The sequence below is a fragment of the Pseudomonas sp. RIT-PI-a genome (assembly GCF_001187875.1).
Classification (GTDB): Bacteria; Pseudomonadota; Gammaproteobacteria; order Pseudomonadales; family Pseudomonadaceae; genus Aquipseudomonas; species Aquipseudomonas coleopterorum.
Map to the genome: position 1 here is coordinate 85660 of NZ_LGIR01000011.1, position 23599 is coordinate 109258.

A 23599-nucleotide genomic window follows, 5' to 3' on the forward strand; every position below is an offset into this window, starting at 1 on the left:
CATGCTGCCCTTCTGGATCGCCCTGCAGTTTCTAAGCAGTCTGCCAGTGCGTTTGCCTGGCATGCCCAGTGCCCAGGCGTCGGGCCGTTCGCTGTTGTTCTATCCGGCCGTGGGGTTGCTGTTTGGCGCACTCTTGTGGGCTGCCAACGCTCTGCTCGCTGGAACGTCGATACTTCTGCATGCGGCGTTGCTGCTGACGCTGTGGGTGGTGCTCAGCGGCGGGTTGCATCTGGACGGCCTGGCGGACAGCGCCGATGCCTGGCTGGGTGGATTCGGCGACCGCGAGCGCACCTTGCTGATCATGAAAGACCCGCGCAGCGGACCCATGGCCGTGGTCACCCTGGTGCTGGTGCTGCTGGTCAAGTTCTGCGCGCTGCTGGCCTTGCTCGAACAGGGCCAGCAGGCCGCTCTGGTCCTGGCTCCGGTGCTGGCGCGAGCCGCCATGCTCGGCCTGTTCATGAGCACGCCGTACGTGCGTGCCGGTGGGCTGGGCCAGGCGTTGGCCGACCACTTGCCACGCCGTGCCGGGGGTTGGGTATTGGGCGCTGTCGCGCTCGCCAGTCTGGGGTTCTGTGGGGTCTGGATCAGCCTGTGGGTGCTGGTGGGCTTTTGGGCATTGCGACGCCAGATGATCCGGCGCCTGGGTGGCACCACGGGTGACACCGCCGGTGCCATGCTCGAATTGCTTGAACTGCTGGTGCTGCTCGTCGCCGCGCTGTAGACATCACCCTCCATGGCCGTGCACGGGATGCTGCCTGTCAGCGCTGAACAGGCATACAATCGGGCAGCCTGTCCCTTCCTGCCCGGAGCACACAATAATGACATCGGTATGGCGTACCAGCGGCTGGGTGCTGCTCGGCGCAGCGTTGATCCTCGCCCTGTCCCTGGGCATTCGTCACGGCTTCGGCCTGTTTCTGGCGCCCATGAGCGCAGAATTCGGTTGGGGGCGAGGCGTGTTCGCCCTGGCCATTGCCCTGCAGAACCTGATCTGGGGACTGGCCCAGCCCTTCGCCGGCGCCTTGGCTGACCGCTTCGGCGCCGGGCGAGTGGTGGCGCTGGGTGGTGTGCTCTATGCGGTCGGCCTGGGCTGCATGGGCCTGGCCAATTCCGAGCTGAGCCTGACCCTCAGCGCAGGTCTGCTGATCGGTCTGGGGCTTTCCGGCACGTCCTTCTCGGTAATCCTGGGGGTGGTCGGGCGAGCCCTGCCAGCCGAGCACCGCAGCATGGGCATGGGCATCGCCAGCGCGGCCGGCTCGTTCGGCCAGTTCGCGATGCTACCAGGCACCCTCGGCCTCATCAGTTGGCTGGGCTGGTCCGCGGCCTTGCTGGTGATGGGCGTGCTGGTAGCGCTCATCGTGCCGCTGGTGCGCCTGCTCAAAGACCGACCACTGCCGAGCCAGGGTCCTGAGCAGACCCTGGGCCAGGCGCTGCGCGAAGCCTGCAGTCACTCGGGCTTCTGGCTGTTGGCGCTGGGCTTTTTCGTCTGTGGTTTCCAGGTGGTGTTCATCGGCGTGCACCTGCCTTCCTATCTGGTCGATCAGCACCTTCCCGCGAGCGTGGGCACCACCGTGCTAGCACTCATCGGCCTGTTCAACATTGTCGGCACCTACACCGCCGGCTGGCTGGGCGGTCGCATGTCCAAGCCGCGCTTGCTCACCGCGTTGTACCTGCTGCGCGCCGTGGTGATCGTGCTGTTTCTGTGGTTCCCGGTGACGACCTTCAGCGCCTGCCTGTTCGGCATGGCGATGGGCTTGCTCTGGCTGTCCACGGTTCCATTGACCAATGGCACGGTGGCGACCCTGTTCGGCGTGCGCAACCTGTCGATGCTCGGTGGCATCGTGTTTCTCTTTCACCAGTTGGGAGCGTTTCTCGGCGGCTGGCTGGGCGGCCTGGTGTACGACCAGACCGGCAGCTATGACCTGGTCTGGCAGTTGTCGATTGCCCTGAGCCTGCTTGCAGGAGCGCTCAATTGGCCGGTGCGCGAGCGGCCTGTTGCACGGCTGCAAGCGCAGGGTGCGACAGCATGAACAGGTTGCGAAGTCTGCAACTGGCTGTGGTGGCTGTGCTGCTGGGGCTGTTGGGGCTGGCGTGGTGGGGATGGCAGCAGGGCGGTCTGGCCTTGCTGCAGTTGAACATGAGCCTGTGCTGAGCCTGAACATGAAAAAGCCCCGAACGTGTCGGGGCTTTTGCTGTGAACCGATCGATCAGAAGCGATAGGTCACGGAAGTGCCGAAGCCATGTGCGCTGTTCTCGTACTTGGCCTGGTAGGCACCCTTGGTGGCGCTGACCAGATTGATCTTCGTGTCTTCTTCCTTCAGGTAGGAATAGGCGAAGTCGAAGGTCAGGTCGTCGGTCGGGCTCCATCCAGCACCAAAGCTGAGAATGGCGCGATCACCCGTCGGGATGCGTGGCGAGCGGTTGGTGTTGTTGGTCGGCGACTGGTCAACCGAGAACCCTGTGCGCAACGTCCACTGCTTGTTCAGCTTATAGGCGGCGCCCACGGCATGGGACCAGGTGTCATGCCAGTTCTGCTCTTCGGTGATGGTGCCGATCGAGGAACGCAGCAGTGCAGGCACGCCGTCGTTCTCGACCGAAATTTCCTTCAGGCGACTCCAGCGGGTCCAGGTGCTGCCTGCGTACAGGGTCCAGTCCTGGTTGAGCTCGTGGGTGACCGAGAAGTCCACCGACTCAGGCGTGTCGATGTCCAGCGAGGCGTCGTACTTGCTGCCGTTGAACGGCCCGAAACCTGAGCCCTCGACCTTGGTATGGCCATCGAGCTTGTACTTGACCTTGGAGTGGTAGGTCAGGCCCAGGCGGGTGTCGTCAGTGGCCTGCACGAGCACGCCGACGTTGAAGCCCACGGCGGTGTCGTCGCCCTTGATCTTGACTTCGCCGTCGTTGCGGCCGGGTGTGGCGCGGTTCAGCGTGGCCGACGTCAGCTCGCCTTCGAGGCGGTTGATGGTCGGGCCGAAGCCGATCGAGACGCGGTCGTTGAAGGCATAGCTGATGGTGGGCTGCAGGGTGACGACGGCCACATGGCTCTTGTCAGCCCAGTAGCGGCCAGCGAAGCCGCTTTCATAGTCGGTGACCAGGCCGAACGGGGCGTAGAGGCCCAGACCGACGGTCCAGTTGTCATCCAGCGGCTTGACGTAGTAGCCCATCGGAACGCCAACGAACGGCACCATGTCGCCGTCGTTGCTGCCGCCGAAGGTCCCGCGTCCGCTGAGGTCGGTCTTGGCGACGATGGCTGCGGCGCCGACGCTGACCTGCTCACGCTTGATACGCGACATGCCGGCCGGGTTGCCATAGACGGTGCTGGCGTCTTCGGCGGATGACGAGCGCCCGGCGAAGCCGGTGCCCATGCCGCTGATGCTTTGTTCGTTGAGGGCGAAGCCGGCAGCGAAGAGTTGGCCGGATGCCAGAGTGACAGCGAGGCCGAGAGTGGTCTTGAGCATTAGTCTTTTCATTGTTTTAACTCTAGGGGGGCACTGAGGCGCAAGCTACCAACATTTTGATCGCAACGCTATAGCCTGAAACACTCCGGCTAGAGCGGTTTTGTAGGACAATCCGACCAGATTTCGCGAGCGTTCAAATCCGTTCTGCATGCTGCCTGTACCTGTGGTGCCCGTGCTGCGGGCACTAACGGGCATCTGGCAGGTCAGGTCGAGCCGTCTAGACCGGTCACTTGGGGTTGCATTCAGGAAAAAAGAACTGACGTCAGAATTACGCCGGGCCCGACCTTCGGTTCCACAAAGGGTTCAATCCAAGACAGGTGTGCGGTAACTTGCGTTTACAGTTGGTCGTCACAAATGGCCGCAATGCCATGCGCCGAAGGTCAAATCCCGGGCAAGAAAAAGCCCCGGATGTCGGGGCTTTTCGTGCGACGCCGCGGCGATCAGGCAACCAGTGCCTGACGCGTGCGTTCGATCACGGCCTGCAGCGGTTCTGCACTGGAATACTGTTCCGGGTACAGACGCTCGCTGTGACGGGCAATGCCGTGCTCGTTGACGATGGTGAAGCTGAAGCAGCCTTTGCGTGCTGCCATGATCAGGCAGTTCATCGGAGCGAAGGCGTGGGTGAGGGTGCGGATAGCATCCTGGGTCTGGATATGAGTCATGTTGTTGTGTGTTCCTGCAATGGTCACGACTTGGAGCCGTGATCGATAAAAACGTTCCAGTGACGCGGGCCTTTTGGCCGGGCGAAGAACCTGTCTGGAACAAGACAGCCAGTGAACAGCGCCGCTTTGATATGGCTGTTGGACTGACTGGTAGGTACTTAGGAGGGCAGGCAACATTCCGGGCTGAGGTTCATGGCCCTGGAAGCAGATCCTGATCAATCGTAGGTTGGTCGGGGCAGAGTAATTCGCTTGATGCCGGACTTGTTCGCAAGTCGGGGGGCGTTACCTGGAGACCATCATGTTGGTCGATCCCGTGTGAACAGGGTGGTCGACCTGAATTGACTTTCAGCTTGGTACTAACGGGTCGAAGACTATCGCAGCCGGCGCAGACTACGCAAGCTCTTTTGCAAAAAAATGCACTATGACGCCGATGCAGATGCAAACGAAGCGTTGAGGGCCGCCTGTGTACGAAGAGGTGTCTGCAGGGCCTGCCAAGCACTCCTGGATCATGGCTACTCGTTATCAGTCGCTTAAGTCAATGAAAAAAAACGTCTTTTCGAGTTGGTGAAAAAATCGACAGTTTGACTTCAGGCCCCATTCCATACGGGTTTGCGAGGGGCGGGGGGGTGTTGTCCACTGACTTATCCACAGCTTCTGTGGATTGTCCCGACGGCCCGCTCTAGCACGGGATCAGCTCGCCTGGCAGCAAGAACATTTACCGTGACCGCCTAAACCCTGGCGAGATACCGCCGATAACGTGCACATGACCCTGATGCCGGTGCCCTATGTTCAACAATAAACTCAAACAGCAACTCAGCGCCCAGGCCGACGAACTGGTGGAGCTGCGCCAACTGGTCGCCGGCATGACGAATGAAATGCTCAGCCTCGACATCGATACGTCGCTGCGCATCATTGCCTGCAACGAATTGTTCGCCACCACCCTGGGCTATACCGAGGCGCAGCTGGTGGGCCGGTTGATGACCGAGCTGGTTCCCAGTTACGTGACCAAGCTGCCTTGCTATAACAACTTCCGCTCGGCGGTGGCAGCGGGTACGTCGGTGTCCGACAACTATCGCTACCTCAAGGCCGATGGCAGCCTGGTCTGGGTCAACGCCCACTGGAAACCCATCAGAAACGCGGCGGGTGTGCTCATGCACATCAAGTGCTTTGCAACCGATGTCACCCAGAGCATGGAGAAGGCCGCGGAAAACGCCTCGTTCATCGACGCCTTGCTGCGGTCCACGGCGGTCATCGAATTCGATCTGAAAGGCAACGTGCTGTCGGCCAACGATCAGTTCATGCGCGGCATGGGCTATACCCTGGCGCAGGTGCAAGGCAAACACCATCGCATGTTTTGCCACAGCGAGGATGCCAACGCTCCCAGCTACGGCGAGTTCTGGGCGAGCCTCAACCGCGGCGAGTTCATGGCCGGACGCTTCAAGCGCCTGGACAGCATGGGTCGCACCATCTGGTTGGAAGCGACCTACAACCCGGTCTACGACACCGAAGGCAAGCTCTACAAGGTGGTCAAGTTTGCCACCGTGGTCACCGATCAGGTCGAGCGCGAGGCCGAAGTCAACCAGGCGGCGCAGACTGCCTACGATATCTCGCGCAGTACCGACACCAGCGCACAGCGGGGCGCGGTGGTGGTGACCGATACAGTGCAGACCATGCGCAAGATCGCCGACGACATGCAGTCGGCGGCAAGCGGTGTGGAGGCGCTGGGCAAGCAGTCGCTGCTGATCAGTTCGATCATCCAGACCATCAGCAGCATCGCGCAACAGACCAACCTGCTGGCCTTGAACGCCGCCATCGAAGCGGCCCGTGCCGGCGAGCAGGGGCGTGGGTTCGCCGTGGTGGCCGATGAAGTCCGGCAGTTGGCGGGGCGCACCAGCACCGCGACCGACGAGATCGCCGCGGTGGTTCAGCAGAACCAGGCGCTGGTCGATGGCACGGTACGCGACATGGCCAACAGCAGGCTGCAGGCCGAGCAGGGCGTTCAACTGGCCGGGCAGGCCGGTGACGTGATCGTCGAAATCCAGGATGGGGCAAAAAAGGTGGTGGAGGCGGTCGCTCGTTTCACCAACCTCTGACGGCCTGTACGGCGCCTTCGCGACGGTTGTATTAGAATGGGCGACGTTCATTCAGCGAAGGTAATCGATATGACAGTCCAGACCGAAACCGCTCTGCTGGCGGGTGGCTGCTTCTGGGGCATGCAGGACCTGATTCGTCGTTATCCAGGCGTCCTGAAAACGCGGGTCGGGTACAGCGGGGGCGATGTGCCCAACGCCACCTACCGCAACCATGGCACTCACGCTGAAGCCATCGAGATCGTTTTCGATCCCAGCGTGATCAGCTACCGCCAGATCCTCGAGTTTTTCTTCCAGATCCATGACCCGTCCACTGCCAACCGCCAAGGCAACGCCGTGGGCCTGAGCTACCGTTCGGCAATCTTCTACACCAGTGAAGAACAGCAGCGTGTGGCGCTGGAGACCATCGCCGATGTCGACGCCTCGGATCTGTGGCCTGGCAAGGGCGTGACCGAACTGGCCCCGGCGGGTGATTTCTGGGAAGCCGAGCCCGAGCATCAGGACTACCTGGAGCGTATTCCCAACGGCTATACCTGCCATTTCATACGGCCGAACTGGAAGCTTCCTGCGCGCGGCTGAGCGGTACATCTCCAAAGTTAGACACATCCAGACATAATTCCCCGACCTTGGTGCGTGCCAGGGCGGGGCGTTTGCTGTCGCAAGTCCCCTTGATTTTATCCCCTCCCGCCACAGCCCGCCCCCGCTGCGCCTTTCAGGCGATGTGTGTGCGATCGCGCTACTGATTCCCACACCTGCGTCCACTGCAAGCGCGAGTCAAAGGCTTCAGACGCTTGCGTATGTCAAGCGCGAATCCCTGTCAGGCGTGATTAATTATCGTTTACATATTTTTTACATTTGCATAGCCTTGCCGCGCTTCCGCATTCAACGCGGTTTCGCACACAAGTTTGCGAGGTTTCCTACAGCCCGCATTCGAGTCTTCGCCCGGGGGGGGCGGACCGCCTTGTGTGGATTCCTGAGGTCATGCCATGAATCAATTTCCGTTGCGCCCCATTGCGCTCTGCATTTCCCTGTCAATCGCCGGCCTGGCCCACGCTGCTCCGATGCCTGAAGGTTCATCGGCACAACCTGTGGGCGGGGCGTCGACAGACACAGTGTCCAATGGCGCAGCGATCGAGCTGGGCGCGACAGCCGTGTCTGCCACCAGCAGTTCCATTGCCGGCACGAGCACCACTGAGCACTCCGGTTCCTACACCACGGGCAGCATGAGCACCGCGACCAAGCTGCCGCTGTCGATCCGTGAAACGCCACAGTCGGTCAGCGTCATCACGCGCCAACGCATGGATGACCAGGGCATGAATGACCTCAATGATGTGGTCAAGTACGCGCCGGGTATCACGTTGCGCAAGTTCGGCGGCGATCGTCAGGCGTTCCAGGCGCGCGGTTTTTCTATCGACAACATCATGTACGACGGTCTGCCAACCAGCATTGGCCAGTTCACTCTGGATACCATCGCGGGGGCAGACCTGGCCCTGTATGACCGGGTTGAAGTGGTGCGCGGCGCCACCGGCCTGATGACCGGGGCTGGTAGCCCGTCGGCGACCCTGAACCTGGTGCGCAAGCGTCCCACTGCTACGCCCCAGGTCAGCATCACCACCAGTGCTGGCACATGGGATCGCTACCGAACTCAAGTGGATGCTTCTAACCGGCTCAACGCTTCCGGCACCCTGCGTGGCCGCGTTGTGGCCGCCTACGAAGACGGCAACAGCTACATCGATGAGCGCGAGAAGCAGCGTCAGACGTTCTATGGGGTCTTCGAGGCCGACCTAAGCGATGCCACGACCTGGACCCTGGGCGCTTCCAAGCAGCGTGACGATGCGACTTCGGACTGGGGCAGTCTGCCGTCCGGTCCGAATGGCGAAGACCTGCACCTGTCTCGCTCCACGTTCCTGAGCAACGACTGGGCGTATTGGGATCGGGACAACGTCAGCGTATTCACTGATGTCACCCATCGCTTCGACAACGGTTGGACGGCCAAGGCTGCCGCCGCGAAGATCTGGGCGGAGTCCAACACCTTTTCCAGCTACCTGACGGCACCGCGCAATGGCGTCTACGGGCAGGCTACAGGTGCGTACGACACCACCGACGTGCAGACCAATGTGGATGCCTCCCTGGCTGGCCCCTTCCAACTCTTCGGCCGGGAGCATCAATTGACCGTCGGTGCGAGCCGCCGTCAGGAGAAGTTCGACCAGACCGGTGGCTACTGGAACAACTCCACGCCCATCGACATCTACAATTTCGATCCGGGCGTCATTTCCAAGCCGTCGCGCACTCGCAGCGACTATCGCCTCTATGAAAGCAAGAACACGGCGACGGAAAAGGGCATCTACGCCGCGGCGCGCTTCAACCCTCTGGACCCGCTGCATATCATCGTCGGTAGTCGGGTCAGTTGGTACGACTACGATAACCGCTCGGCGATTGGCGACTACAAGGTGACTCAGGAAGTCACCCCCTACGCCGGTGTGATCTATGACCTGAACGACACCTACTCGGTGTACGCCAGCTACACCGAGATCTTCAAGCCGCAGACGCAACAGGATGTCGGTGGCTCGGTGTTGGACCCGATGACCGGTGAAAGCTACGAAATCGGTATCAAGGGTGAGTACTTCGACGGCGGCCTGAATGCGTCGGTGGCCGCGTTCGACATGACTCAGCAGAACCGTGCCTACGCGATTGCCGATCAGCCGGCCAGCTGTCGGGCGACCAACCGCACCTGTTACGAGGCGGCCGGAGAGGTACGCAGTCGCGGGCTTGACACGGAGATCAGTGGCGCCTTCTTGCCCAACTGGCAATTTTCGGCGGCCTACACCCTCGTACTCAGCCAGTACGTGAAAGACCGCACGTATGAGAAAGGCAATCTGTTTGCCCCGAACCAGCCCAAGCATCTGTTCAAGGCTGCGACGACCTATGAGTTCGAAGGCGCACTGGACAAGCTCCGTATCGGCGCCGATGTGCTCGCGCAAAGCGCTTCCTATGGCCGTGTGGGCACCGGGCATGCCGAACAGGACGCCTATGCGGTCTTGGGTCTGATGGCCGGTTACCGCTTCGACGAACACTGGGACGCTCGGGTGAACTTCAACAACGTGCTGGATGAAAGGTATTGGCAGGGCATCCCCACCGCCACGGGCAGTGGCACTTATGGCGACCCGCGCAACGTCATGCTCTCATTGAAATGGTCGCTCTGAGACGGTGATCGATCGGGCAGGCGTGCAATGCGCCTGCTTTGTTCAAGGCGTGCAGACATTCACGACTGCATTCGGTTCCCAAACGACATAAATAATCATTTACAAAAATTTCACATTTAATTACCGTGTGCCGCGACCGCAGCCGAGCGGTCATGTCCGCAAGTTCGCCGCCGTGCCATGCCGCGGCGAGTCGCTGCCCAGGATGGGCGGGCCGTCTTGCGATCCATTCCTAGGGCATCGATATCCATGACTCACTTCCCTCAGCGCTCACTTGCGCTATGCGTTTCGCTGTTCATCGTCGGCCTGGCACAGGCGGCGCCGGTTGCCATCAATCTACCTGCGCAGCCGCTTGGCGACTCCCTGCAGACCCTTGGCCGAGCCAGTGGCCTGCAGGTGGTCTACGAGCCGGCTGCCGTAACGGGCAAGACGGCGCCGCAGGTGGCGGGCCGGATGGAGCCAGGCGTGGCGCTGCAGCGCTTGCTGGCGGGCAGTGGGTTGGTGGGCAGTGTGCAGGGCAACGTGGTCAGCGTGACTGCTCCAACGGCCGCTTCGGCCGGTGCCGTGGAGCTCGGCGCAACCGCAGTCTCGGCGCAGGGCAATGCCCTGGAAGGGATCGCGACGACCGAGGGTACCGGTTCCTACACCACCGGCAGCATGAACACTGCGACCAAGCTGCCGCTGTCGATTCGCGAAACACCGCAGTCGGTCACGGTCGTCACGCGTCAACGCATGGACGATCAGAACATGACCGACCTCAACGACGTGGTGAAGAACACCACAGGTGTGATCGTGCAGTCCTATGGTCCGGAACGAGTCAGCTACGTGGCGCGGGGTTTCAGCGTCGACAATCTGATGTATGACGGTCTGCCGACCGATGTGTCCACCTACACCCAGGACGTGGTGACCGGCGCCGATTCGGCAATGTTCGATCGCGTGGAAGTGGTCCGTGGCGCGACCGGCTTGATGCAAGGCGCGGGCAACCCGGCGGCGGCCATCAACATGGTGCGCAAGAAGCCCACCGCAGATCTGCAGGCCAGCGTTACCGCGAGTGCCGGGACCTGGGACCGCTACCGGACCGAAGTCGATGTGTCCGGGCCCCTGAACCAGCAGGGCAGTGTGCGAGGACGTCTGGTCAGCGCCTACCAGGATGGCAACAGCTTCCAGGATTACGTCGAGCGCGAACGCGGTGTTTTCTACGGAGTGCTCGAAGCTGACGTGACCGATGCGACCACTCTGACACTGGGCGCCTCTCATCAGGATGACAACAAGGCCAACAACTGGACGGGCCTGCCGCTCAGCGCCGCCGGCACCGATCTGCACTTGTCGCGCTCGACCTACGTCGGCCCCAAGTGGGCCTATTGGGATACCGACAACACCCAGGCGTTCGCCAACCTGCAGCACGCCTTCGATAACGGCTGGAAGATCAACCTGGCGATGAACAAGATGTGGGCACGCATCCACATGCTCGGCGCCTACAGCTATTACAGCGGTGACGAACTCTCGTTCGGTGGCGGCAATTATATCTATACCGACGACCACAGCTCCTATGACCTCTACGCCTCAGGACCATTCCAGCTGTTCGGGCGCGAGCATGAACTGGTGGTGGGCACCGGTTACCGTGAAGAGTTGTTCGACGGCCACGGTGGGTATGGCGATGTCACCGAGCAGAAGCCCAGCTATGATCTACAGGGCTGGACGCTCAAGACCGACAACTCTCAAGTGGGCACTTACGTGACCACTCGCTGGAACCTGGCGGACGATCTCAAGCTGATCCTGGGTGGACGTCTGGACTGGTACGACGCCGACATCGAAAGCACCGGCGGCGCCAAGAGCGACTACAAGGTCACCCGTCATGTGACCCGCTATGCGGGGCTGGTCTACGACATCGACGATACCTACTCGGTGTACACCAGTTTCACCGACATCTTCAAACCGCAGAGTGCACTGGATGCAGGCGGATCGGTCATCGCGCCCATCGTTGGCAAGAACTACGAGATCGGTGTGAAGGGCGCGTACCTGGACGGCCGACTCAATGCCGGTGCGGCGCTGTTCCTGGTCAATCAGGAAAACCGTGCGACCAACGATCTGAGCGGCCCCAGCCCTTGCCCCAGCGCGCCGACGTCCATCTACTGTTCACGTGCCTCGGGTGAAGTGCAAAGCAAGGGTATCGACCTGGACGTCAGTGGTGCGATCACCGACAACTGGAATGCCAGTGCCGGTTACACCTACACCCACGTGATCTACAAGAAGGACGACGTCAACCAAGGCAACCGCTTCTCGCCGGAAATGCCTCGGCACCTGCTCAAGCTCAACACCACCTATCGCCTGCCGCAGTTCGAGAAGTGGCGAGTGGGCGGTACGTTGACGGCGCAGACCGAAACCCATCCCGAGGGCTATTCGAACTTCGAGCAGGACAGCTATGCCCTGGTCGACCTGATGGTGGGCTACAAGGTCAGCGAAAATGTGGATACCCGCATAAACTTCAACAATGTCTTCGACCGCAGCTATTACAGTGGTGTGGGCTTTGGCAGTTTGAATTACGGCGATCCGCGCAATGCGGTCTTCACCGTGAAGTGGACGCTGTAAGGCGCGACTCACTTGGGTAGTGGCGGTGCGTGCGGCGTCGTCACTGCCCTGGCGCTTCAGGGCTTTGTCCTTTATGGAGCTGCTGTGAAAACACTCCTCATCATCGGCATCGGTGCCGGTCATCCCGAACACATCACCGTCCAGGCCGCCCGTGCGCTGGCGCGGGTCGATGTGTTCTTCCTGTTGGACAAGGGCGAGCACAAGGGCAAGCTCAATGCCCTGCGTCGCGACATTCTGGAACGTCACACAGCGCCTGGCGCGTATCGAGTGGTCGAGGTGCTTCAGCCGGAGCGTCCGGCCGACTCGGATTATCGGGCGTCGGTGGATGTTCTGAACACGCGCAAGCGTGCGGTCTTCGAGCAACTGCTGGACGACGAAGTGGCCGATGGCGAGTGCGCCGGGGTGCTGGTGTGGGGCGATCCGTCGCTGTACGACAGTACGCTGCGCATCGTCGAGGCGATTGCTGCCGACGGGGTGCGGGCGCTGGACTATGAAGTGTTTCCCGGCGTGACCAGCGTTCAGGCGCTGACGGCGGCGCACCGGATCACCCTCAACAGCATTGCCGGCGCGGTGCAGATCACCACGGGGCGGCGTCTGGCGGCGGGGATGCCGGATGGGGTCGATACGGTGGTGGTGATGCTCGATGCGCAGGACGGCTTCCTGGCCTTGCTCGGGGAGAACCTGGACATCTATTGGGGCGCTTATGTGGGGACCGTGGATGAAGTGCTGCTGAGCGGACGGCTCGATGACATGGCCGACACCATCGTTCAGGCGCGGCAGGAGGCGCGGCATCGGCATGGGTGGATCATGGACAGTTATCTGCTTAGGCGGCGTACCTGACACTCCGCGGCGCAGCCGGACGCGGCTCGCGCCGCTGCTACGGGGATTTTGCGTTGCTCAGGCTTGTATTACCCCTACGTCAAGGTCACCATCAGCGCACCCTGCGTTCCGCTGTGAGCCGATATGCCGACCCAGCCTCCCGAACACCCTCGCGATCCCTGCGCGCCTGACGAGCCGAACGCTCCCGATACGGCCGAGCGCTTGCAGCTGGCCCTCGACACCGGGGCGATCGTGGGCACCTGGGTGTGGGATGTCGCAGCCGACCACTTCAGTGCTGACGACCGCTTCGCCCGCACCTTCGGCCTGTCCGCCAAGGTCTGCGCACAAGGCCTGCCGCTGGAAGAGGCCATGGCCGGCGTTCACCCGCAGGATCGGCCCCGGGTCGAGGCGGCCGTGTTCGAGACGCTCGGCAACGGCGGTCATTACCGCTGCGAGTATCGAGTGCTGCAAAGCGATGGCAGCTATCGCTGGATCGAAGCCAACGGCCATGTGGAATTCGACGCAGCCGGCCGGCCCCAGCGCTTTCCCGGTGTCCTGCTGGACATTCAGAAGCGCCGCGCCGCCGAGGCCGAACGCGATCGCATGACCCACCTGCTGCGCACCTTCACCGCTGCCGTGCCGGGTGTGGTCTACGCCAAGGATCGCCAGGGGCGAATGCTGGTGGCCAACCGCGGCACCAGCGAACTCATCGGCAAACCGCCCGAGCAGTACATCGGCCGCACCGACCTGGAGTTTCTGGAAGACAAGGTCCAGGCCAGGGTGATCATGGAGACCGACCGGCGCATCATGGAAGGCCGCCACACCCAGGAAGTGGAAGAAGAAGTGCGCCTTCCCGACGGCACGGCAGCGACCTGGCTGTCGCTCAAGACGCCCTTGGTGGACGAGGACGGCGAAGTCATCGGCTTGATCGGCTCGTCCATCGACGTCACGGCACGCAAGAAGGCCGAGGCTGCCGTCATGGAGCTGAACCAGACCCTCGAAGAGCGCGTGCGCATCGCCATCGCCGAACGGGAAAAGGCCGAGGCGGCGCTGCATCAGGCGCAGAAGATGGAGGCCGTGGGGCAATTGACCGGCGGCATCGCCCACGACTTCAACAACCTGTTGGCGGGCCTGTCCGGAAGCCTTGAGTTGATGCACATGCGCCTCAAGCAGGGGCGTATGGATGATCTGGAACGCTACCTGAACGTGGCCCAAGGCGCGGTCAAGCGCGCCGCGTCGCTGACCCATCGCCTGCTGGCGTTCTCCCGTCGCCAGACCCTGGCGCCGGTGCCGACCGACGTCAACGCGCTGATTCGTGGCCTGGAAGAGTTGGTGCGGCGTTCGGTCGGACCGGCCATCGAAGTGAGTGTGCGCGATACCCCCGCGTTGTGGACCGCCCTGATCGATCCGACGCAGCTGGAAAACGCCTTGCTCAACCTGTGCATCAACGCTCGCGACGCCATGCCTGCGGGTGGCCGCATCACCATCGAAACCGCGAACCAGTGGTTGCCCTACAGTGACGAATACAATCACGAGGTGCAGGCTGGCGAGTACCTGGCGCTACACGTCACCGACAACGGCTCGGGGATGACCGATGAAGTGATGGCCAAGGTGTTCGAGCCGTTCTTCACCACCAAACCAGTCGGCGAGGGCACCGGCCTTGGCTTGTCCATGATCTACGGATTCGCCCGGCAATCCGGCGGACTGGTGAAGATCCAGTCGCGGCCGGGTCACGGCACTACGGTCAGCCTGTACCTGCCCAGGCATTGTGCCGGCATGGATGTCGCACCCGTCGATGCGGGTCATGCGCCCATCGAAACGGGGGGGGCCGGCGAGACGGTGCTGGTGGTCGACGACGAGGCATCGGTGCGCGACGCTGTGGCCGAGTTGCTGGAAAGTCTGGGTTATGTGGTCCTGCAGGCCGCAGACAGCGCTCAGGGGCGCGACCTGCTGCAGTCGACGGTTCGCATCGATCTACTGGTGACGGATGTGGGCCTGCCGGGCGGCCTGAATGGCCGGCAGATGGCAGAGCTGGGGCGGGTGACTCGACCCGGACTGCCTGTGCTGTACATCACCGGCTATGCGCAGAACCTGACACTGGACAAGTGCCATCTGCAGCCGTGCACCGAGGTGCTGACCAAGCCGTTTGCGCTGGAAGCGTTGAGCGAGCGGGTGCGCACCCTGATCACCCAGCGTCAGCCTTGAAACCGGTTCTGCAGACATTAAAAAGCCCCGCCATGGCGGGGCTGCACACTACCAGCAGGCTCATCGGGTCAATCTGGCATTCAGGATCGCGTCGCGCACCAGCGGACGGCAGGCTTCGACAAAAGCGATCAACTGACTGGCCGGGATCGAGCCCAATGCACTGACAGGGGTGTGGCGGATGGTGTTATATTCCTGCGCTGACATGGCGGATACCTCTCAAGGGTTTCATTCGATGTGTCACCCGAGCCGCCGGGACTCTCACCTCCCGGTGGCTCTCTTTTACTTGGTTCGCCAGGCACGCAAAAGCGTTCAATATTTAAGATGGTCAGTCGCCGTACGGTATGTTAGGCCCTCGCAGATCTTCCCTTCGCCATATCAATTCAACGCTGCACGAACACCAGCGCCTTGAGGCCACTGGCCGGATCGATGTCGGCAAACTCCGGCGGATTGTCCAGACGTCGTTCCAGACGCAGGCCCGGCGCCTCGCGACGCAATTCCTCGACGAGAAACTCCGGGCCCAGCGCCGGATCGTTCATGCAGGCCAGTACCACACCTGATTCGCTGAGCAGTTCCGGTAGGCGACGCAGCACCCGCTGGTAATCCTTGGTCAGCAGAAAGCTGCCTTTCTGGAACGACGGCGGGTCGATGATGACCATGTCGTACGGGCCGTCCCTGCAGACTCGCGCCCAGGACTTGAACAGATCGTGCCCCAGGAAACTGACCTTGCCCAGGTCGTGACCATTGAGGTGATGGTTCTCACGTCCCCGGCTCAGGGCGGGGCGCGACATGTCCAGGTTCACCACATGGGCAGCGCCACCGGCGATCGCGGCCACAGAGAACCCACAGGTGTAGGCGAACAGGTTGAGCACCCGTCGGCCCTGGGCGTTCTCCCGTACCCAGTCGCGGCCGTAGCGCATGTCCAGGAACAGCCCGTTGTTCTGCTTGCGCCCCAGGTCGATGCGGTACTGCAGGCGGTTTTCGGTCAGAATCGCCTGCTCTTGCGCCTCGCCCACAAGCCATTGCACGTCGCTGGTGGGTAGATAGCGGTGTTGCAGGGCAAGGCTGCGCGCGCCGCTGCTGGCCCACTCCGGCGAGTCGCCCAGTTGAACCAGTAGATGTTGCAAGGCGGTCAGTTGCTCGGGCGGCGGCTCCTTGAACAGCGACACCAGCACGATGCCCTGCAGCCAATCGACCGTCAGTTGCTCAAGCCCTGGCCAGCGCCGCCCGCGGCCGTGAAACAGCCGGCGGGTTTCCAGCGGTGGCTGAGTGAGGGCCTGAAGCAGGTGTTGGTGCAAGGTGGCGAGGGCGTCGGCGTTCATGGTTCAAATCACGGCTGCAAAGGGCCGGCATTCTACGTCAGCTCAGGTACTTTTCGAACCAGCCCAGGGTACGCTCCCAGGCCAAGTCGGCTGCGGCCTTGTCGTAACGAGGGGTGGAGTCGTTGTGAAAGCCATGGTTGGCGCCGGGGTAGATGTAGGCCTCGTAGGTCTTGCCCGCAGCCTTGAGCGCCGCCTCGTAGGCCGGCCAGCCCTCGTTGATGCGTGTGTCCAGCTCGGCGAAATGCAGGAGCAGGGGTGCCTTGATCTTCGGCACATCCTTGGCATCGGCCTGGCGACCATAGAAGGGCACCGCGCAGGCCAGCTCCGGATAGGCCACCGCCGCGGCATTGGAGACGCCACCGCCATAGCAGAAGCCGGTCATGCCGACCTTGCCGGTGCTGCCCTCATGCTGCATCAGCCATGGAATTGCGGCGAAGAAGTCGTTCATCAACTTGGTCGGGTCGACTTTCTCCTGCAAGGCTCGGCCCTTGTCGTCGTTGCCGGGGTAGCCGCCGACCGAGCTCAGCCCGTCGGGCGCCAGCGCCATGTAGCCAGCCTTGGCGACCCGTCGCGCGACGTCTTCGATATAGGGGTTCAGGCCACGGTTTTCGTGCACCACCACCACGCCGGGGACCTTGCCGGTCGCCTGGGCCGGCCGCACCAGATAGCCACGCACCTGGCCGTGACCGTTCGGCGACGGGTAGGTGACGTACTCGGCAATGATCTGCGGGTCGGTGAATTCCACCTGCTGGGCCAGCGCGTAATTAGGGCTCAGGCTGGCCAGCAATGCGCCCGCGGTCAGCCCACCGAAAGTGAACAACGCGGCGCGGTCGAGAAACTCGCGGCGGTTGATCTTGCCGTGAGCGTAGAAGTCGTACAGCTCGAGCAGCTCGGGGGAGAAGTCTTTGGCACTGAGGCGATCCATCGGGTACTCCTGTCGCAGGACAGTGGACGGTAAGGGTTGCACTCATTAAAGCAGCGTTTTGCCACCCGGCCACCACTTCATGCGTCAGCGCCGATGCATCAGCTTCCAGTGATCTGCAACCTGGCCCATGGTCTTGGCCTCGCCACTCTTGAGCCAGGCCATGAAGGCGCGGTCGAAATGAAAGCTGGGGCCGCAGGCCTCGGTGAGGAAGCGCCGCACGTTCTGCGTGTTGCGATAGCCTCGGTCCAACGGGGTGTAACGAGTGATGGGCGCGCTGTGCCAGTCGAAGTTCATGAATCGCTATCCTTGGCGAAAAAGGTTGGGAAGGCGTGCCTGGATGATGGCACTGCACACGACGGCCTAGTGTAGCGCCATCCTGCATCGGGCACTGTTCCTGCGCCGCGTTTTGCCTCAGAGTCCGTAAATCGCCAATAGTGCCAAACGTCGACGGAAAGATCATGAGCGAAGACCAGTGGACCCAACGCATGCAAGACAACGGCTGGCTGTGGAATCCCGCCCAGACCGGCGCCCAGGCGCCTTGCCTGATCCTGGCGCACGGTGCCGGAGCGCCCATGGACAGCCCGTTCATGAACGCCATGGCCGAGCGTCTGGCGGCCACTGGTGTCAGCGTGGTGCGCTTCGAGTTTCCCTACATGGCCCAGCGCCGCAGTGGCGGCAGCAAACGTCCGCCCAGCCCGCAGGCGAGCCTGCTGGAGAGCTGGCGGCAGGCCTACGCCCTGGTGCGTCCCCTGGTGACCGGAACCCTGGCGGTGGGCGGCAAGTCCATGGGCGGGCGCATGGCCAGCCTGCTGGCCGACGAATTGGGCGCCGATGCGCTGGTGTGCCTGGGGTATCCGTTCTACCCGGCGGGCAAACCGGAGAAACCGCGCGTCGAGCACTTGGCCAAGCTGCGCACGCCGACCTTGATCATTCAGGGCGAACGCGATGCACTGGGCAACTGCGAGACGGTGGCGGGCTATGAACTGTCGGAAGAGATCGAAGTGTACTGGCTGAGCGCGGCCGACCACGATCTGAAGCCGTTGAAGGCCTCGGGGTTCAGCCACGACCAGCATCTGCAGACCGCTGCCGACCGGATCGTGGCTTTTCTGTCCTGATCTGCAAGCTGGACGCGGGCTCCCGTGGAGGCGGCGCCGCGAATCCAGAGGCCGATCAGCGGTTGAAGCGCTCTACCAGCGAGTACTGGCTGTTGGCGGTCTTGGTCAGCTCTTCGCTGAGCAAGGCCGAGTTCTGCGCTTGCTCGCTGGTTTCGTCGGCCAGGTGCGAAATGGTGGTGATGTTGCGGCTGATCTCCTCGGCCACCGCGCTTTGCTCTTCGGTGGCTGCGGCGATCTGGGTGGTCATGTCGGTGATGTTGGCTACCGCCTCGCTGATGCCGATCAATGCGCGGTCGGCCTCCAGCACCCGGGCCACGCCATCTTCGGCCTGGCGGTGACCGGCATCCATGGTCTGCACGGCGTTGTTGGCGGTCTGCTGCAGCTTGGCAATCAGCCCGTGGATCTGTCCGGTCGATTCGCTGGTGCGTTGTGCCAGCTGGCGGACTTCATCGGCGACCACGGCAAAGCCACGCCCCATTTCGCCTGCGCGCGCCGCTTCGATGGCCGCGTTGAGCGCCAACAGGTTGGTCTGGTCGGCGATGCCCTTGATCACATCCACCACGCCGCCGATCTCGTCGCTGTCCTTGGCCAGCTGCGTCACGGTCTGCCCCGTTTCGCCCACCACCACCGACAATCGCTGGATCGCCTCGCGGGTTTCGCCAGCGATGTCGCGGCCGCGACTGGTCAGGCGATTGGCTTCCTGAGTGGCGTCGGCGGTGCGCTGTACATGGCTGGCGACCTCCTGGGTGGTGGCGGCCATCTGGTTCACCGCCGCGGCGACCTGTTCGGTTTCCAGGCGCTGACGGTCCAGGCCCTGGGAGCTCTGGTGAGCCAGGGCGTCCGACTGCCGGGCCTGACCGGTCAGGTGTTCGGCAGTGTCCTGTAGACGGGTCAGGCAGGTCTTGAGGCGCGCTTCCTGACTGAGGATGGCCATTTCCAGACGCGCCTGGGCGCCGCGGCTGTCGGTGTACATCTGCGCGATGAGCGGGTCGGACGTGGTCTGGTCCGCCAGCTTGAGCAGGCGCTTGATGCCGCGCTGCTGCCAGCTCAGGCCGATCAGGCCCAAGGGAATCGACAGGCCGGCCGCCAGGGCGAAGCCCCACGACGTATTGAGCCAGGCGCCGATCATGAAGCTGATCTGGCTGACCAGAATGAACGGCAGCCAATCCTGTACCACCGGCATCCAGCGATCGCGGCCGGGTACCGCGGATCTGCCTTTGTTCAGACGCTCGTAGAGCGCCTGGGCCCGGCGTACCTGCTCGGCGGACGGCTTGACTCGCACCGATTCGTAACCCACCACCTGCTTGTTTTCCAGCACCGGGGTGACGTAGGCATTGACCCAGTAGTAGTCGCCGTTCTCGCAACGGTTCTTGACGATACCCATCCACGGCAGACCCTGGCGCAGGGTCGCCCACATGTGCTCGAACACCGCCGGCGGAACGTCCGGATGGCGCACGGTGTTGTGCGGCGCGCGAATCAGCTGGTCTCGGGTGAACCCGCTGATCTCCACGAACGCGTCGTTGCAGTAGGTGATCATTCCTTGGGTATCGGTCGTAGAAATCAGGCGCTGTTGAGCAGGAAAAGTCCGTTCGCGCTGAGTGATAGGCTGATTGTTACGCATGAGTGTCCATTCATTCCGTGGGGCTTTGACAGGTTCTCGGCCAAATCGGGAAAAGGTTGAATCGAATTTCCCCAGGAGCGAGGCGGGATGCGTGTGCCGTCAGGCCAAGGGCGAAGCGTGCGCATCGCCTTGGGCCAGGAAGTGGTCAGAGCGCCTGGATGACGGCGTTCATGTGCGCCTGCAGGTCGGCGATCGGGTCATCGCTTTCCTCGGCCAGTACCAGCAGTTTGCCGCCTGCGGCGGTGATGGCCGCCTTGACCGCTTCGGGGGGTTGCCGATGGTCGATGACCAAGGCGACGTCGTTGTCCTTGAGCGTCGTGCTCAGGTTCTCCAGTTGCGCGGCATCCCATTGCTCGTCGGTGAGCGCCTGGGTGGCGACCGTGTCCAGGTTGAGGCCGGCGGTCAGGTAGGCGAAGCGGTCGCTGAGGCTGATCACGCTAACATTGTCGACCTTGGCCAGGCGGGTTTCGCTGTCGGCGCTGAGCTTGAGCAACTGCTGCTTGAGCGCAGCCAGATTGGCATCGATCCGCGGCTTGGCGGCGGGCGCCAGACGCACCAGATCGGCGGCCATGACATCGGCCATGCGCCCCATGTTGTTGCTCGACAGCCAGGGCTGGCTGTTCAGGCCACTGACGCCGGGCTGAACGGCGATACCGGGCAGTACCCCGTCCACCGGGCGCGCCGCGTCGATCTCGACGATGCGAATGTTACTGCGGCGTGCCAGGGGGTACAGCGAATCATCGGGCCACAGCGAGCGCAGTCCGATCACCGCATCGGCGGAGCTGGCCAGGCCGGCCAGGGCTTCTGCACCGCGGCCGGTGAAATAGGCATTCTGCCGGGAGCCGGGCAGATTGGCCGCGGCTGCACGCTCAAGCTGCACACCGCTGTCCTTGAGCAGCAACTGGCCCAGGCCGTAGGTGATCGGCAGGCTGGCGAGGACTTTCACCGGCTCGGCGGCGAAGGCGGCGGGGGCGAGCACCGCACACAGGGTCAGGGCCGTTGTCAGTTTGCGCAGAATAGGCATTTATCCGATGTTCCCTCTGAGGCTGGGCAAGGTGCCGCGGGCGATGGCGGCGAGGGCGAAGGCCACGCCTGCGACCAGAATGATGGCGGCACCGGAGGGTACCGGTAGATCGAACAGGATCGGCAGCAGGATCCCGCACAGCGTGCTCAGCGTGGCGATGATCACCGAGATCCAGAAGAACCCCTTCAGCGACTGGCTCAAGAGCCGCGCCGCCGCTGCCGGTATCACCAGCAGCGCACCGACCAGGATCGCGCCGATGACCTTCACCGCCGCCACGGTGATCAGCGTCACCAGAATCACGAACAGGTAATCCAGCGCTTTTACCGCCACGCCGCGTACGGCGGCCAGTTGCGGGTTGAAGCTGGCCAGCATGATGCGGTTGTACAGCGGCAGGCTCAGGCTCAGCACCAGCGCGCCGACCACGGCCAGTACCAGCAGGTCGTTGCCGTTCACCGTCAGCACCGAACCGAACAGCACGTTCTCGAGAATGTGCACGTTGATCTTGCCGGCCAGGGTCAGCAGCAGGCTGGCTCCCAGGGCCAGGGATACCGAGAGGAATACGCCGATCAGGGTATCCGGCGCCAGGCCGGTGCGGTTGCGCAGGTAATTGAGCACGATGCCGAACAACAGGCAGTAGCCGAACAGGCTGCCGTAGGGTCCGGTGTAGGGTTCGCCGAGCAGGATGCCGATGGCCACGCCGGTCAGTGCGGCATGGCCCACCGCTTCGGAGAAGAACGCGAAGCGCTTGACCACCACCAGGGTGCCCAGGCCGCCCAGGACCGGACCGATCAGCAGGCCGGCGATCAAGGCGTTGACCACGAATCCGTAGGCCAGCGCAGCGGGCAGATAACCGTCCGAGGCCAGGCCCTGGATGGCCAGACGAAACTGTTCGTAGTCCATCAGGCGAGGCCTCCGGCGCGGGGATGGGTGGAGAACAGCGTCAGCAGTCGGTCCGGCGTGAGTGCCTCGGCCGGTGTGGCGTCGAACAGCACGCGGCGGTTGAGCCCGGTGACCCGGTCGGCCAGACGCTTGACGGCTTCCAGGTCATGCTCGATCCACATTACGGTAATGCCAGCCTGCTGCCAGTCCAGCAGCAGACGCTCGAACACCTGGATACCGGCCTCGTCGAGGGCAGACATGGGTTCGTCGAGAATCAGCAACTGCGGCGCCGGGATCAGGCCCTGCGCCAGCAGCACGCGCTGGCGTTCACCGCCCGACAGCGCGCCCATGCGCCGTTTGCGTTTGTCCTGCATGCCCACGCGTTCGAGCGCTTCGCCAATGGCGCCGGCATAGTGCCTGGACAGGCCGAGAAACGCCGGGCGACGCTGGCACATGGCGGCCATGAAGTCGTCGACAGTCATCGGCAGGCCACGGTCGAATTCCAGCGCCTGCGGCACGTAGCCGATCACACCGGGACTGCCCGGCCATTGCAGACTCAGTTGCCCGCGGTGGGGCATCTGCCCCAGCAGGGTCTTGATCAGCGAGCTCTTGCCACCGCCGTTGGGCCCGACCAGCGCATGTACGCTGCCGCTGGCCACGCGGAAGCTGACATCGTCGAGAATCTGCGTACGGCCCAGCACCAGGCCGACCTGATCGAAATCGATGGCTGGTCCGCAGTGAGCCAGAGCGAAGGGTTCGGCCGCGGTCATGCGCCGGCCTCCTGAATCGCCCGTACCACGGTGTCGAGGTTGCCGCCCATTTCCTTCTCGTACTTGTCGGCGCTGTATTGGCCATAGGAAATGTGCGAGAGCGGGTACATCTTGACGCCCGATTCGCGCTGGATGGTTTCGACGTAGGTCGAGGGGAAATCCATCTCCGAGAAGATCACCTTGACGTCCAGTGCCCGCAACTGGTCGATGGTCTTCTTCAACTGGCTGGGGCTGGGTTCGATGCCATGGGCCGGCTCGACCACGGCAGTGACTTCCAGACCGAACTCGCGCAACAGGTAGTCATAGGCCGCGTGCACCGTGGCGACCCGCAGCTCGGCGTTGGGTGCCTGGGTCAGCTTGGCCAGGGCATCGGCACGCAGCGTGCGCAGGCGCTTGCCGTAGGCCCGGGCATTGGCGGTGTAGAACCTGGCGTTGTCCGGGTCGAGCTTGCCCAGTTCGCGGGCAATGTTGTTGACCTGAGCAATGGACGCGCTGATGGACAGAAAGGTGTGCGGGTTGACCACCTTGCCGGCGCCGCGGGCCATGGTCCCGGTGGCGGCTAGCAGCGGCACGTCGGCGTTGGCCTCGATCACGGCGATGTCAGGCTTTTCGCTGGCTTCGATCATGCGGTCGGCGAAGTCGTCATGGCCGACGCCATTGAGCACCACCACGTCCAGGCTGCCGATGCGCTTGATGTCCTCGGCCCGTGGCTCGTACGCATGGGGGTTGAACCCGGCCGGGATCAACGGCACCACCTCGGCCTTGTCGCCGACGATGTTCGCCACATAACTGTAGTAGGGGTGCAGGGTGATGCCGATGCGCAGCGGTTTGCCGTCGGCGGCCCAGGCGGTGCTGTTGAGCAGGGTACCCAGGACTGCGACGGACAGGAGTCGCAGCAACGGACGGCGGGCGATAGATCGGGGCAT

Annotated in this window: 20 protein-coding genes and 2 pseudogenes; 11 read left to right on the forward strand and 11 right to left on the reverse strand. The window is 62.9% G+C overall.

All coding sequences use genetic code 11. The annotated features are described in order from the left end of the window. The first annotated feature begins 1 nt into the window (after position 1). The 3 genes from AC788_RS02625 (at position 2) to AC788_RS22030 (ending at position 2149) form a co-directional block, all read left to right on the forward strand. Positions 2-721, forward strand: a complete 720-nt coding sequence (locus AC788_RS02625) for an adenosylcobinamide-GDP ribazoletransferase (protein WP_049859075.1) — start codon at positions 2-4, stop codon at positions 719-721. Between the two features lie 97 nt (positions 722-818). Next, complete coding sequence (locus AC788_RS02630; RefSeq protein ID WP_049859076.1) at positions 819-2027, forward strand: MFS transporter; 1209 nt, start codon at positions 819-821, stop codon at positions 2025-2027. Next, entirely contained in the window at positions 2024-2149 is a 126-nt protein-coding gene (locus tag AC788_RS22030) for a hypothetical protein (RefSeq protein ID WP_269082549.1), read from the forward strand. The genes AC788_RS02630 and AC788_RS22030 overlap by 4 nt, the downstream gene beginning before the upstream one ends. 55 nt (positions 2150-2204) lie before the next feature. On the opposite strand, the gene AC788_RS02635 is transcribed toward AC788_RS22030, so the two are convergent. Both AC788_RS02635 and AC788_RS02640 read right to left on the reverse strand, forming a co-directional pair. Beyond that, complete coding sequence (locus AC788_RS02635; RefSeq protein WP_049859077.1) at positions 2205-3467, reverse strand: OmpP1/FadL family transporter; 1263 nt, start codon at positions 3465-3467, stop codon at positions 2205-2207. A gap of 428 nt (positions 3468-3895) precedes the next feature. After that, positions 3896-4117, reverse strand: a complete 222-nt coding sequence (locus tag AC788_RS02640; RefSeq protein WP_049859078.1) for a hypothetical protein — start codon at positions 4115-4117, stop codon at positions 3896-3898. Positions 4118-4992: 875 nt separating this feature from the next. Here AC788_RS02640 and AC788_RS22115 point away from each other — a divergent pair. The 7 genes and pseudogenes from AC788_RS22115 to AC788_RS02670 form a co-directional block, all read left to right on the forward strand. Continuing rightward, positions 4993-5679, forward strand: a pseudogene (locus tag AC788_RS22115) (PAS domain-containing protein); the annotation flags it as partial. A 99-nt stretch (positions 5680-5778) separates the two neighbouring features. After that, positions 5779-6210 (forward strand): annotated as a pseudogene (locus AC788_RS22120) (methyl-accepting chemotaxis protein); the annotation flags it as partial. Between the two features lie 69 nt (positions 6211-6279). Continuing rightward, positions 6280-6786 carry a peptide-methionine (S)-S-oxide reductase MsrA gene (msrA, locus tag AC788_RS02650; protein WP_049859080.1) on the forward strand — a complete coding sequence of 169 codons (507 nt, stop codon included), beginning with the start codon at positions 6280-6282 and terminating at the stop codon, positions 6784-6786. A gap of 407 nt (positions 6787-7193) precedes the next feature. Then, positions 7194-9410, forward strand: coding sequence for a TonB-dependent siderophore receptor (locus tag AC788_RS02655; protein ID WP_049859081.1), 2217 nt, complete (start codon positions 7194-7196; stop codon positions 9408-9410). A 246-nt stretch (positions 9411-9656) separates the two neighbouring features. Then, positions 9657-11996 (forward strand): TonB-dependent siderophore receptor, encoded by a 2340-nt coding sequence (locus tag AC788_RS02660; protein WP_049859082.1) that lies wholly within the window; start codon positions 9657-9659, stop codon positions 11994-11996. An 84-nt stretch (positions 11997-12080) separates the two neighbouring features. Continuing rightward, the gene (gene cobF, locus AC788_RS02665; protein WP_049859083.1) at positions 12081-12836 is read left to right on the forward strand and encodes a precorrin-6A synthase (deacetylating); all 756 of its coding nucleotides are present in this window, start codon (positions 12081-12083) and stop codon (positions 12834-12836) included. 123 nt (positions 12837-12959) lie between these two features. Next, positions 12960-15020 (forward strand): hybrid sensor histidine kinase/response regulator, encoded by a 2061-nt coding sequence (locus tag AC788_RS02670; protein WP_049859084.1) that lies wholly within the window; start codon positions 12960-12962, stop codon positions 15018-15020. A gap of 60 nt (positions 15021-15080) precedes the next feature. Here AC788_RS02670 and AC788_RS21710 read toward each other — a convergent pair whose 3' ends face one another. From AC788_RS21710 to AC788_RS02685, 4 genes are all read right to left on the reverse strand, one after another. Then, positions 15081-15224, reverse strand: coding sequence for a hypothetical protein (locus tag AC788_RS21710; protein ID WP_156463138.1), 144 nt, complete (start codon positions 15222-15224; stop codon positions 15081-15083). A 176-nt stretch (positions 15225-15400) separates the two neighbouring features. Further along, positions 15401-16339: a class I SAM-dependent methyltransferase gene (locus AC788_RS02675; RefSeq protein ID WP_049859085.1), complete on the reverse strand. Its 939-nt coding sequence runs from the start codon at positions 16337-16339 to the stop codon at positions 15401-15403. A gap of 37 nt (positions 16340-16376) precedes the next feature. Continuing rightward, positions 16377-17264, reverse strand: coding sequence for a YghX family hydrolase (yghX, locus tag AC788_RS02680; RefSeq protein ID WP_049859086.1), 888 nt, complete (start codon positions 17262-17264; stop codon positions 16377-16379). A gap of 84 nt (positions 17265-17348) precedes the next feature. Continuing rightward, positions 17349-17558 (reverse strand): DUF6434 domain-containing protein, encoded by a 210-nt coding sequence (locus AC788_RS02685; RefSeq protein WP_043188013.1) that lies wholly within the window; start codon positions 17556-17558, stop codon positions 17349-17351. Positions 17559-17722: 164 nt separating this feature from the next. Between AC788_RS02685 and AC788_RS02690 the strand changes: the two genes are divergently transcribed. After that, entirely contained in the window at positions 17723-18379 is a 657-nt protein-coding gene (locus AC788_RS02690) for an alpha/beta family hydrolase (protein ID WP_049859087.1), read from the forward strand. A 55-nt stretch (positions 18380-18434) separates the two neighbouring features. On the opposite strand, the gene AC788_RS02695 is transcribed toward AC788_RS02690, so the two are convergent. The 5 genes from AC788_RS02695 to AC788_RS02715 all read right to left on the reverse strand — a co-directional run bounded on the left by AC788_RS02695 (position 18435) and on the right by AC788_RS02715 (position 23599). Continuing rightward, entirely contained in the window at positions 18435-20000 is a 1566-nt protein-coding gene (locus AC788_RS02695; protein ID WP_049859088.1) for a methyl-accepting chemotaxis protein, read from the reverse strand. 145 nt (positions 20001-20145) lie between these two features. Then, positions 20146-21024 (reverse strand): metal ABC transporter substrate-binding protein, encoded by an 879-nt coding sequence (locus AC788_RS02700; RefSeq protein WP_049859089.1) that lies wholly within the window; start codon positions 21022-21024, stop codon positions 20146-20148. Then, positions 21025-21924, reverse strand: coding sequence for a metal ABC transporter permease (locus AC788_RS02705; protein ID WP_049859090.1), 900 nt, complete (start codon positions 21922-21924; stop codon positions 21025-21027). It lies immediately after the preceding gene. Next, entirely contained in the window at positions 21924-22673 is a 750-nt protein-coding gene (locus tag AC788_RS02710) for a metal ABC transporter ATP-binding protein (RefSeq protein WP_049859091.1), read from the reverse strand. Before AC788_RS02710 ends, AC788_RS02705 begins: the two co-directional genes overlap by 1 nt. Further along, positions 22670-23599: a metal ABC transporter substrate-binding protein gene (locus tag AC788_RS02715; protein WP_049859092.1), complete on the reverse strand. Its 930-nt coding sequence runs from the start codon at positions 23597-23599 to the stop codon at positions 22670-22672. The genes AC788_RS02710 and AC788_RS02715 overlap by 4 nt, the downstream gene beginning before the upstream one ends.